Source organism: Clostridia bacterium (genome assembly GCA_019683875.1).
In the GTDB taxonomy this organism is placed as follows: Bacteria; Bacillota; Sulfobacillia; order RBS10-35; family Bu92; genus Bu92.
On the sequence record JADGHN010000059.1, the window covers coordinates 1 to 11,322 of the forward strand.

Genomic DNA, 11,322 nt, shown 5'->3' on the forward strand with positions numbered 1-11,322 from the left:
CGCGCCGCCCCCGCCGCGCCTGGCGCTCACGCGCGCACCGCCACCCCGGCCGCCTCCAGCGCGCGGCGCGCCGCCATCGCCCGCGCCGCGGCGCCGGGGTGATCGCCGTGAATGCAGAGCGTGTCCACGTCCAGTTTGAGCCACCGCCCGTCCACCGCCTGGACGCGGCGCTCCAGCGCCATCTGCACGGCGCGGCGCGCCACCGCGTCCGGATCCTCGACCACCGCGCCCGGCGCCTGCCGCGGCGCCAGGCTCCCGTCCGGAAGATACCCGCGGTCCGGGAACCCCTCGCGCCGGACCGGCAATCCGGCGCGCTCCGCGGCGCGCGCGAGGGCGGAACCGGGCGGGGCGTACACGCACAGCCACGGGTCGAACGCGGCGACCGCCCGCACGACGGCCTCGGCCGCCGCGTCGTCGCGGCAGCAGCGGTTGTAGAGCGCGCCGTGCGGCTTCACGTGGCGCAGCGGGACGCCGGCCGCGCGGCACGCCGCGGCCGCCGCGCCGACCTGGTACAGCACGTCGGCGAACACCTCGTCCGGCGACGCGGCCAGCTCCCGCCGGCCGAAGCCGCGCGGGTCCGGGTAACCCGGGTGCGCGCCGACGGACACGCCCGCCCGCGCCGCGCGCCGCACCGTCTCCAGCAGCGTCAGCGGGTCCCCGGCGTGAAAGCCGCACGCCACGTTCGCCGACGACACGGCGGCGAGAAGCGCGCCGTCCTCGCCGAGGCGCCACGCGCCGAAGCTTTCTCCGAGGTCCGCGTTCAGGTCGATCGCGCGCATGGCTCTCTCCTGCCGTCCATTGTACGATGGAAGGGAGTTGCCACCGAAGGGACGGATGCCGATGGCCATCGCCGATTGGGTGGAGACGTTGCGGGCGAACATCGCCCAGCATCCCGACAAGGTCGCGGGCATCGAGGGGACATTCCAGTTCATCCTAACAGGAGAGGACGGCGGCGCCTTTTACGCCAGGGCTGCCGGCGGGCAGGTCGAGGTGGCCGAGGGGACGGCGCCCGACCCTTCCGTGACGATCACCATGTCGGCCGGCGACTTCGCCGATCTCATGGCCGGCCGGCTCAACCCGATGACGGCGTTCATGTCCGGTCGCCTGAAGCTGCAGGGCGACATCGGCCTCGCCCTGCGGCTTCAGAGTTTGCTGAGCTGAAATCGAGCAACTTTGGGATGGAACCGATCCTCGGCCCGGTTGCGGCGGCTCCGCCGGGCGGAGCCGCGCGGCGTTACGGGAAGGAGCGCGTCGAACCGGGTCGAAGCGTCACCCCGTAGAGGAGGCGGCCATCCTGCAGCGTGGTCCGAGGTCATCCGCGTGGCGCGTCCTCTATATCGCGCCACACGAAGCTTGGGCGCAGATGCTGAAGGAGATGCTGGAGCAGGAAGGGTTTCTCGTCATGCTGCGCAGCGGGGGCGTCCCGCACCTCGGGCCGTCCGGCCCGTACGAGGTGCTCGTCCCCGAGTCGGAAGCGGAGGAGGCGCACGAAATCCTCGCCGAACTCCTCGCGCGGATGCCGGCCCGCCGGCCCGGCGGCCGGGACGAGCGGGATCCCAAGCAACCGGGGGACGAAGCGGATTGAACCGGATCCTGGTGCTCACCAGCGGCGGCGACGCGCCGGGCATGAACGCGGCGGTGCGCGCCGTCGTGCGGCGGGCGCTGTACGCGGGCCTCGAGGTGTGGGGAGCGCGCCGCGGGTATTGGGGCCTCGTCAACTGGGACGTGCTTCCGATGGACGCGTCGTCCGTCGCGGACATCGTCCACCGTGGCGGGACGATCCTCCACACGGGCCGCTGCGAACCGTTCCTGCAACCCGACGTCCAGACCCGCGTGGCGGAACGGTTGCGGCGCGAGGGCGTCGACGGCGTCGTCGTCATCGGCGGCGACGGTTCGCTGCGCGGCGCGCTGGCGCTTGAGGCGCGCGGCGTGCCGGCGGTGGGGGTGCCGGGCACCATCGACAACGACCTGCACGGCACCGAGCGGACGATCGGCTTCGACAGCGCGATCAACACGGTCGTGCAGGCCATCGACAAGATCCGCGACACGGCGACCGCGCACGAGCGCACGTTCGTCGTGGAGGTGATGGGGCGCCACGCCGGCTTCATCGCGCTGCACGCCGGGCTCGCCGACGGGGCGGAGTCGATCATCCTTCCCGAGGTCGGCTTCGACGCGAACAGCGTGGTGGAGCGGCTCCGGCGGGGTCGCGAGCGCGGAAAGCTGTACAGCATCATCGTCGTGGCCGAGGGGGCCGCGTCCGGTTACGACGTCGCACGCCGCCTGGCAGAGTTCGGCATCGAGGCGCGCGTCACCGTGCTCGGACACGTCCAGCGCGGCGGCTCGCCGTCCGCGTATGACCGCTGGCTGGCGGCGCGCCTGGGCGCGGCGGCCGTGGACGCGCTCGTCGCCGGGCGCCACCGCGTGATGGTCGGCGTGCGCGGCGAAACGGTGGTGGAGACGCCGCTGGAGGAGGTCGTCGCCGGGCGGCCGGCGATCGACCGCAGCATCTGGGAGCTGGCCCAAGTGTTGTCCTCGTAAGGAGCAGGTCACTCGCAGGGAGCGGGTCATGCGCCGAACGAAGATCGTCGCCACGATGGGACCGGCCTGCGACACGCCCGACATGCTCGAGGCGGTGATCCGCGCCGGCGCCGACGTCATCCGCATCAACCTGTCGCACGGCGGGCCGGCCGATCTCGCGCGCCGGCTGGAGACGGTACGGGAAGTGCGCCGCGCGCTGGCGCCGGAGCGCGTCGTCGGGTTGCTGCTCGACACGCGCGGCCCGGAGATCCGCATCGGCGACGTGCCGCCGGACACCGTGCTGCGGCCGGGGGAGCGGTTGCGCCTCGCCCCGCGTCCGGCGGCGCGCGGCGACGTCCTGACGGTCGCCGTGAACTACGATCGCCTCGCTCAGGATCTCCGTCCCCACGAGACGGTCCTCATCGACGACGGCAACCTGGTCTTCGAGGTCGAGGAGATCGAGGGGGAGGACGTCATCCTGCGCGTCCTCGCCGGCGGCCCGCTCGCGGGCGGCAAGAAGGTGAACGTGCCGGGCGCGGATCTCAGCCTTCCCGTGCTGCTCCCGGAGGACGAGCGCGACCTGGCCGCCGGGCTGGCCGCGGGCGCCGACTTCGTGGCAGCGTCCTTCATCCGGCGTGCCGAGGATGTCATCGCCGTGCGCCGCGTCGTCGAGGAATGCGGCGGCGAGGCGATGATCATCGCCAAGATCGAAACGCGCCAGGCGGTGGAGCGCGTCGGCGAGATCCTCAAGGCGGCCGACGGCGTGATGGTGGCGCGCGGGGACCTCGGCGTGGAGTGCGCGCCGGAAGAGGTGCCGCTGATCCAGAAGGACATCATCCGGCGCTGCGTCGAGCTGGGCAAGCCGGTGATCACGGCCACGCAGATGCTGGAGTCGATGGTCGCGCACCCCCGTCCCACCCGCGCCGAGGCGGCGGACGTGGCCAACGCCATCCTCGACGGCACGGACGCCGTCATGCTCTCCGCCGAGTCGGCCGTCGGCGCGTACCCGGTGGAGGCGGTCGCCACCATGGCCCGGATCGCCGAGCGGACGGAGCAGGCGTTTCCCCATTCGGAGTGGCTGGCCCGCTACGCTCGCACGGCGGGCGGCGGCGTGACGGACGCCGTCTGCCACGCCACGGTGGCGGCGGCGGAAGACCTGGCCGCCGACGCCATCATCACGGCGACGGAATCCGGGTTCACGGCCCGCATGGTGGCGCGGCTGCGGCCGCGCGCGCGGATCTTGGCCGTCACGCCCGATCCGGCCACGCTGCGCCGGCTCACGCTGGTGTGGGGCGTGGAACCTTACCCGATGGAGCGGGCCGGCGGCACGGACGACCTGCTCGACCGCAGCGTCCGCGCGGTGCAGCGACGCGGGGCGGTCGCGGACGGCGACCTCGTCGTCATCACGGCCGGCCTGCCGGCGGGCGTGCGCGGCACGACGAACCTGATGAAGGTGCATACCGTGGGCGATGTGATTCTACGCGGGACAGGCCTGGGTCAAGGGTCCGCGAGCGGCCCGGTGCACGTGGCGCTGCGCGTGACGGACCTCGCCGGCTTCCAGCCGGGCTCGGTGCTCGTCGCGCCGGCCACGGACCGGGAGTGGATGGACGCGATCCGCCGGGCGGCGGCGATCATCACGGAAGAGGGCGGGCTGACGTCGCATGCCGCGGTGGTGGGCATCTCGCTGGGGATTCCCACCATCGTGGGCGCGAAGGGCGCGACGGCGCAGCTCGAACCCGGCCAGACGGTGACCGTCGACAGCCAGCGCGGGCTCGTGTACCCCGGCGAGGCGCGGACGCTGTAGCCTACCGGCCGGCTTCCAGGAGCGGCGTCTTGAACCAGTCCTTGCGGAAGGGCTCCACGTGGCGCTCCATCAGGAGGTTCAGAACCTTCCGCGCCGGGCGCATGCTTTCCGCCAGCGAGGCGAGGAGCCGGTCGGCGCCCGTGGCGCGGGCGATCGGATGCTGCGCCGCCTGCAGGAACGCCTCCCGGCCGCGGTTCTCCAGGGCCTCCAGGACCTCCGGGAACGAGGTGGCCTGCGGCGCCGTGCGGGCCTGCTGCACGGCGTCCAGCAGGCACTTGCGGTTGTCGGGGTCGGCGCAGGTGCCGGCCAGGAACAGGGTCAGGTCGCCGATGCGCCGGTCCACGGCGAAGCGGTCGCGCTCGTCGACGACGCCGCGCAGCCGTTCCAGCGCGGCCAGGTCCAGCTCGCTGAAGCGCCAGCGGTAGATGCGCTCGCCGGCGTGCAGCCACATGGCCTCGTTCTGCGTCCGCGTGAACGACGCGAGGAGATCGGCGAGGTAGTCCCGGCGCGCGGCGTCGTCCAGCACGGCGCGCAGCTCGCCGGCGTCGAAGACGGGCACGCGAGTCTGGTCCGGCCCGTATTCCAGCGTGTGCGCCATGGTCCGCAAGTCCCGGCGCACCTGCCGGAGCAGGACCGAGAAGAAGAAGTACGGCGAGACCTTGCCCACGATGTCGGGGTCGGCGGCAACCCGCTCGTACAGCTGAGGATCGTCGAGCATGATGTCGATCAGGTCCGGCTTGTCGCGCAAGAGGCCGCAGATGTGCTCGTAATCGGAACGCCGGGTCACCACGGTGCGCACGAGAAACTCGATGTCGCGGTCGGAGAGGTGTTCCAGCAGAAGCGCGGTCGTATTCACCGCTCAGCACCACCCGCGTTGGGCCGGAGACCCACTTTTCCATACTATACGACGCCCCCTGCGAAGAATCGAGGGGCGCCGGTCCCGGCAACAATCGGAAATCCGTCCGTGACCGGCGGCGGATGCCGCCCGTCGCCGCCGAGGGTACAATGGCATTGGATTTCTGGAGGTGGCGCCCATGGCCAACCGCGATGCAGTTTGGCAAGCGCTGACGCAAGTCAAGGATCCCGAACTCGGGCGGCCCATCACCGACCTCGACATGGTCCGCCGGCTGGATGTCGACGGCGGCCGCGTGTTCGTCGAGATCCTTCTCACCGTCCAGGGCTGCCCCCTGGCCACGCGCATCGAAAAGGACGTCGCCGACGCCGTGAAGGCGGTGCCCGGCGTCAGGGACGTCGAGGTCAAGCTCGGCGTCATGAACGACGAGCAGCGCGAGGCGCTCGTCCGCAAGATCCGCGGCCCGCAGCCCGAACCGAAGTCGCCGATCCTCGACCCGTCCTCGCGCACGAGGGTGATCGCCGTGGCCAGCGGGAAGGGCGGCGTCGGCAAGTCCACCGTGACCGCGAACCTCGCCGTGGCCCTCGCCCAGGAAGGCCACCAGGTCGGCCTCCTGGACGCCGACATCTACGGCTTCTCGATCCCCACCATGATGGGCGTCAGTGGCCCGCCCCGCGTCTTCAACGGCGCCATCGTCCCCATCGACGCCCACGGCGTGCAGGTCATGTCCATGGGCTTCCTCATCGACCGGGACACGCCGGTCATCTGGCGCGGCCCGATGATCAGCGGAGCCGTGGAACAGTTCCTGCGCGACGTGCTGTGGGCGGACCTCGACTTCCTCGTGGTCGACCTTCCGCCGGGGACCGGGGACATACCCCTCTCCCTCGCGCAGCGCCTGCCCCGGTCGGAGATGCTCGTCGTGACGACGCCGCAGGAGGCGTCGACGAGCGTCGCCAAGCGCGCCGGTTTGTTCGCCGAGAAGACGAACATGCGCGTGCTGGGCGTCGTGGAGAACATGGCGTCCTTCGTATGCCCGCACTGCGGGGAGACGGTCGAGATCTTCGGCTCCGGCGGTGGGGAGCGGATGGCCGAGCAGCTCGGCGCCCCGCTACTTGCCCGCATCCCGCTGGAGCCCGCCGTGCGCCGGGCCAGCGACGAGGGCACGCCCATCGTCGTCGCCGCGCCGGAGTCGGCTTCCGCCGAGGCTTTCCGCGAACTCGCCCGCGCCGTGGTGCACGGGGCGAAGCCGGAGTCGCAGGCCGTCAAGGCCTGACGTCCCCCGATCGGGGCGCGTGGCAGGAACTTCATGCCGCGGCCGGCCCGGCCGCGGCATGAACTTCGCCTCCTGCGTCGAAGTCCCCGCGTATGTCGACCACGGTACCGAGCCGCCTGCGCGCGCGCCGGCCTCCGCGCGTCCCGCGCGTGCTCATCGGACTTGTGTTGGTCGCCGTCGCGGCCGCCGGCGCGCGATGGCTCTGGGACGGCGGCTGGACGGCCCTGCGCCCATGGTCGTCTTCCGCGGAACCGGCGCTGGTCTTCGAGGGAACGCGCCTGGACGCGCCGCCGCTCCTGGAGCGCGGCGAAGTGCTCTTGCCGCTGTCCGCCCTACATGAGCGGGTCGACCCGGACGCGTACTGGGACCGGAACGCGCAACTGCTCGTGCTGACGACGAAGAACCGCCTCATCGTCTTCGAGCGCGACGACCTGACCGCTTGGGTGAACGACGAGCCGCTGACCCTGACCGTGCCGCTGCGCCTTGTGGGCGACCGCCCCTACGTGCCGGCGCGGCCGCTGGCGGACGTCTACGGCCTCGAGGTGAGGGTCGACGACGCTTCTCACACCGTCATCGTCGACCGGCGGAGCACGCCCCGCCTCCAGGGAGAGGTCACGTCCGCCGGGTGGCTACGCACGGCTCCGTCCCGCTTCGCGCCACGGCTCGCCCGCGTGGAGCGAGGCCGGCCGGTGCGCATCTTTGAGGAGCGCGACGGCTGGTACCGGGCGCGGCTGGAGGATGGCCGGCTGGGGTACCTGCCCAAGGGGGCCGTGGCGCTCACCGGCATCGTCCCCGGCGAGGCGCCGCGGGAGCCGGACGCGCCAGCGCCCGGGGTCCCCGCGGGTCCGATCAACCTGACGTGGGACCTGGTCGGCGCGTCGCCGCCGGACGTCGCGGGATATCCGCCCATGCCCGGCGTCAACGTCATCTCGCCCACCTGGCTGCACCTGGCCGAGGACGGCTCGGTCACGAGCATCGCGGACGCGGGCTACGTGTCGGCGGCGCACGCGCGAGGGCTGGCGGTGTGGCCGCTCTTCGGAAACTCCTTCGATCCGGAGCGCACGCACCGCGTGCTGCAGGACAGCCGCGCCCGGCTGCGCATGGAGCGGGAGTTGCTGGCCTACGCGCGCCTCTATCGCTTTGACGGGATCAACATCGACTGGGAGAATATGGACGTGGCCGACCGCGACGCCTTCACCCAGTTCGTGCGGGAACTGGCTCCCCTGGCGCGCATGGCTGGCCTGATCGTCTCCGTCGACGTCACGTTTCCCGGGCCGAGCCCGAACTGGCAACTGTGCTACGACCGCGCCGCGCTGGGACGCTCGGCGGATCTCGTGATCGCGATGGGGTACGATCAATACACGCAGGGATCGCGCCGGGCGGGCCCGGTGGCGGCGATGCCGTGGGTGGAAGCCGGGGTGGAGGCCATGCTGGCCGAGGTGCCGGCGCACAAGCTCGTTCTGGGCGTTCCGCTGTACACGCGCCTGTGGACGGAGTCCTCGTCGGGGCTGGCCAGCCGGGCGCTTGGGATGGCCGAAGCCGCCCGGTTCCAGGATCGCGGGGCCGTCGTGGAGGACGCGTCGACCGGGCTTCCGTACCTGGAGTGGCGGGAAGGCGACGCGATCCGGAAGATGTGGCTGGAGACGGCGGACACGCTTCACGCGCGCGCGTCGGTGGCGCGGCAGCGCGGCCTGGCCGGGGTGGCCAGCTGGCAGCGGCGCTTCGCGACGGGCGAGGCGTGGACCGCCATCGCCGCGGGCCTCGCCGGCGAGCCGGCGCCGTCCGGAAACGGCGCCGCGCCCTGAGGCGGCCTTGAGGCCCTCAACGAAAGGAGACGCCTGTACGAAAATTTATACACGCACCGGAGACGACGGAACGACCTCGCTCTTCGGCGGGCGCCGCGTGCCGAAGACGGCTGCGCGGGTCCAGGCGTACGGCACGCTGGACGAGCTCAACGCCGCGCTGGGCGTGTGCCGGGCGGAGCTGTCCAGCCTGCCCGGCGACACCCGGGACCTCGAGGCGCAGCTTGAGACGGTCCAGGAAGAGCTCTTCGCGATCGGCGCGGAACTCGCATCCCCGTCAGGACGAGAGCGCCTGGCCGTCCCCCCGGTCGAACAGGACGCCGTCGACCGCTTGGAGCGCTGGATCGACCGTCACGAAGAGGAAGCCGGCGCGCTGACCACCTTCATTCTTCCCGGCGGCTCGCGGGCGGGCGCGGCCCTGCACCTCGCGCGCACCGTCTGCCGCCGTGCCGAACGTGAAGTCGTCGCACTCTCCGCTGAAGCTTCCGTCGCTCCCGAGGCGCTGCGCTACCTGAACCGGCTGTCGGACCTGTTGTTTTCCATGGCCCGCGTGGCCAACCGGCGCGCAGGCGTGCCCGACATTCCCTGGCGAGGGTCAAGGAGGAAGGAACCGTGATCGAGATTCCCAGCCGAGAAGAAGCGTGGAACCTGTTGACCACGTGGGTTCAGAGCGAAAGCCTGCGGCGCCACTGCCTGGCCGTGGAGGCCTGCATGCGGGCCTACGCGCGCGAGTTCTTCCAGGACCCCGACAAGTGGGGCGTCACGGGGCTCATCCACGACTTCGACTACGAGAGGTATCCGTCCAAGGAGGACCACCCGTTCCGGGGCGTCCAGGTGCTGGAGGAACTCGGCTGGCCGGCGGAGATCCGGGAGGCCATCCTCGGCCACGCCGATTACTCCGGCGTGCCGCGCGTCTCCCTGCTGGCGAAGGCGCTGTACGCCGTGGACGAGCTGTCCGGCTTCATCACGGCCTGCGCGCTCGTGCGGCCGGACAGGAGCCTCGACGGCCTCGAGGTCGCCTCGGTGAAGAAGAAGCTCAAGGACAAGGCGTTCGCCAAGGGCGTGAACCGGGACGACATCTACAAGGGCGCGCAGGAACTGGGCGTCGACCTCGACGCGCACATCCGGTTCTGCATCGAGGCGATGAAGCCCATCCAGGAGCAGTTGGGCCTCGGCCGCGGCCACGACGCCGTGGAAGCGGCGCGGTGACGTTCGAACCCGGGAGGGCCACGCCCGTGCGCGTCGTGTCGCTCTGTCCCAGCAATACTGAGATCGTCCTGGCACTCGGGCTGCGGGACCGCCTGGTGGGCGCGGACCGTTGGTCGCTGAAGGATCCCGCGTTCGCCCTGGACGTGGCGGAGGTGGGCAGCGACCTGGACGTCGACGTCGACGCCGTCGCCGCCCTCCGTCCGGACCTCGTCCTGGCATCCCTCAGCGTCCCCGGGATGGAGCGCAACGTGGAGCGCCTCCGGGAGCGCGGCCTGCCGTTCATCGTCGTCGACGCCCACGATTGGGCCGGCGTGCGCCGCGGCGTGCAGCAGGTCGCCGACGCGCTCGGGGAAGCGGACCGCGGCCGGGCGCTGGTGGCGGAGATGGATGCCGCGGCGGAGGAGGTTCGGCGCAACGCGGCCGCCGCGCGCGCGCGCATGGAGTCGCCGCCGGAGACGGGCGCGTGGGAATGGTGGCCGAAGCCGATCATCGTCGCCGGCCGCCCCAGCTGGGTCACGGACATGTTCGCCTTCCTCGGCCTGCGGAACGCCTTCGCCGACCTGGACCGCGAGAGCGGTCCCGTCGAGCCGGACGAGGTGCGAGCGCGCGACCCGGACGTGCTGTGCGCGTCGTGGTGCGGCACGGCCGAACGGCGCATGCGGGTGGCGGACATCGCCGGGCGTCCCGGATGGGGAGAGTTGCGGGCGATTCGGGAACGACGCGTCTTCCTGCTGCCCGAAAGCCTCTTCGGGCGCCCGGGGCCGGGGCTGGTCAAAGGGCTTCGGATGCTGTTCGACTTCTTGTACGGCGACGCCGACGCCGCCGCCCGGGAAGCGGCGCGGCGCGCGGACCTGGCGGCGGACGCGTTCGCGTGGCCGCCGGCCACGGAGGGCGCGGGCGCCGGATGACGACGCGCGTCGCAGGCAGGTGAGGCGCGCTCCGGCCGCGAAGGCCCGCCGGTGAAAGCGAGCGCGACCGCGGCGCCCCTGAAGCCCTGTTCGAGGAGGCCGTTCCCTTGCCTGACGTCTCCCGCATCGCGGCCTGGGCCGAGACGGTCCAGGCTGAGGTGGCGCGCGTGCTGGTCGACATGCGCCGTCCCGTCGAGCTCCTGCTGATCGCGCTGCTCTGCGAGGGCCACGCCCTCCTGGAGGACGTGCCGGGGACGGGCAAGACCCGCCTGGCCCAGGCGCTCGCGAGACTTTCCGCGCTGACCTTCCGCCGCGTGCAGTTCACCCCGGACCTCATGCCCAGCGACATTCTCGGCACGGCCGTGTTCGATCCCCGCTCGGCGGAGTTCCGCTTCCGTGAGGGACCGATCTTCACCCATGTGCTGCTGGCCGACGAGATCAACCGCGCGACGCCCCGCACCCAGGCGGCCCTGCTGGAGGCGATGGAGGAGCGCCAGGTCTCCGCGGACGGGGAGACGCGGCCGCTGCCCCGGCCGTTTCTCGTCCTCGCCACACAGAACCCCGTCGACATGGAGGGGACCTTTCCCCTTCCGGAAGCGCAGCTCGACCGTTTCTTCGTGCGCGTGACCGTGGGCTACCCCAGCGACGCCGGCGAACTCGAGATGCTGCTGCGCGTCGGGCGCCGGGAAGCTGCGGAGGACGTGCTCGCGCGGCTGCAGCCCGTCGCTTCGGGCGAGGACCTCGCAGGCTTCATCGAGGCGGTGCGCGATGTCGCCGTCGCGCCGGAGGTGGCGCAGTACGCCGTCCATCTTGTGCGGGCGACGCGCCACCGCCCGGAGGTGGACGTCGGCGCCAGCCCGCGGGCCGCCGTGGCCCTGTACCGCGCCCCCCCGGCGCGGGGGGGGCCCCGCTGCCCGCCCCCCCGACTGGCGGGCCGCGGGTGATACCTGGGGGGG

General features: G+C 72.3%; 12 protein-coding genes. 10 read left to right on the forward strand and 2 right to left on the reverse strand.

What is annotated here, in order from left to right; translation table 11 throughout:
* Window positions 1–26: 26 nt before the first annotated feature.
* Complete coding sequence (locus tag IRZ18_06045; GenBank protein ID MBX5476669.1) at window positions 27–779, reverse strand: LamB/YcsF family protein; 753 nt, start codon at window positions 777–779, stop codon at window positions 27–29.
* A gap of 61 nt (window positions 780–840) precedes the next feature.
* Between IRZ18_06045 and IRZ18_06050 the strand changes: the two genes are divergently transcribed.
* The 4 genes from IRZ18_06050 to pyk all read left to right on the forward strand — a co-directional run bounded on the left by IRZ18_06050 (window position 841) and on the right by pyk (window position 4,321).
* A complete protein-coding gene (locus IRZ18_06050; protein MBX5476670.1) occupies window positions 841–1,161 on the forward strand; it encodes an SCP2 sterol-binding domain-containing protein in 321 nt (106 codons plus the stop codon).
* Window positions 1,162–1,363: 202 nt separating this feature from the next.
* Window positions 1,364–1,585: a DUF2007 domain-containing protein gene (locus tag IRZ18_06055; protein ID MBX5476671.1), complete on the forward strand. Its 222-nt coding sequence runs from the start codon at window positions 1,364–1,366 to the stop codon at window positions 1,583–1,585.
* Window positions 1,582–2,538 (forward strand): 6-phosphofructokinase, encoded by a 957-nt coding sequence (gene pfkA, locus IRZ18_06060; GenBank protein MBX5476672.1) that lies wholly within the window; start codon window positions 1,582–1,584, stop codon window positions 2,536–2,538. Before IRZ18_06055 ends, pfkA begins: the two co-directional genes overlap by 4 nt.
* Before the next feature lie 28 nt (window positions 2,539–2,566).
* On the forward strand, window positions 2,567–4,321 hold the full coding sequence (gene pyk, locus IRZ18_06065) for a pyruvate kinase (GenBank protein MBX5476673.1): 1,755 nt from the start codon (window positions 2,567–2,569) through the stop codon (window positions 4,319–4,321).
* A 1-nt stretch (window position 4,322) separates the two neighbouring features.
* Here the strand turns inward: pyk and IRZ18_06070 are convergent, their stop codons facing one another.
* Window positions 4,323–5,177: a hypothetical protein gene (locus IRZ18_06070; GenBank protein MBX5476674.1), complete on the reverse strand. Its 855-nt coding sequence runs from the start codon at window positions 5,175–5,177 to the stop codon at window positions 4,323–4,325.
* Between the two features lie 178 nt (window positions 5,178–5,355).
* Here IRZ18_06070 and IRZ18_06075 point away from each other — a divergent pair, with 178 nt between their 5' ends.
* The 6 genes from IRZ18_06075 to IRZ18_06100 all read left to right on the forward strand — a co-directional run bounded on the left by IRZ18_06075 (window position 5,356) and on the right by IRZ18_06100 (window position 11,310).
* Window positions 5,356–6,447: an Mrp/NBP35 family ATP-binding protein gene (locus IRZ18_06075; GenBank protein MBX5476675.1), complete on the forward strand. Its 1,092-nt coding sequence runs from the start codon at window positions 5,356–5,358 to the stop codon at window positions 6,445–6,447.
* Between the two features lie 92 nt (window positions 6,448–6,539).
* The gene (locus IRZ18_06080; protein MBX5476676.1) at window positions 6,540–8,252 is read left to right on the forward strand and encodes an SH3 domain-containing protein; all 1,713 of its coding nucleotides are present in this window, start codon (window positions 6,540–6,542) and stop codon (window positions 8,250–8,252) included.
* Between the two features lie 7 nt (window positions 8,253–8,259).
* Window positions 8,260–8,865, forward strand: a complete 606-nt coding sequence (locus IRZ18_06085) for a cob(I)yrinic acid a,c-diamide adenosyltransferase (protein ID MBX5476677.1) — start codon at window positions 8,260–8,262, stop codon at window positions 8,863–8,865.
* A 5-nt stretch (window positions 8,866–8,870) separates the two neighbouring features.
* On the forward strand, window positions 8,871–9,458 hold the full coding sequence (locus tag IRZ18_06090; protein MBX5476678.1) for an HDIG domain-containing protein: 588 nt from the start codon (window positions 8,871–8,873) through the stop codon (window positions 9,456–9,458).
* A gap of 26 nt (window positions 9,459–9,484) precedes the next feature.
* Window positions 9,485–10,366, forward strand: coding sequence for an ABC transporter substrate-binding protein (locus IRZ18_06095; GenBank protein MBX5476679.1), 882 nt, complete (start codon window positions 9,485–9,487; stop codon window positions 10,364–10,366).
* Window positions 10,367–10,545: 179 nt separating this feature from the next.
* On the forward strand, window positions 10,546–11,310 hold the full coding sequence (locus IRZ18_06100; protein MBX5476680.1) for an AAA family ATPase: 765 nt from the start codon (window positions 10,546–10,548) through the stop codon (window positions 11,308–11,310).
* The last annotated feature ends 12 nt before the right edge of the window (window positions 11,311–11,322 follow it).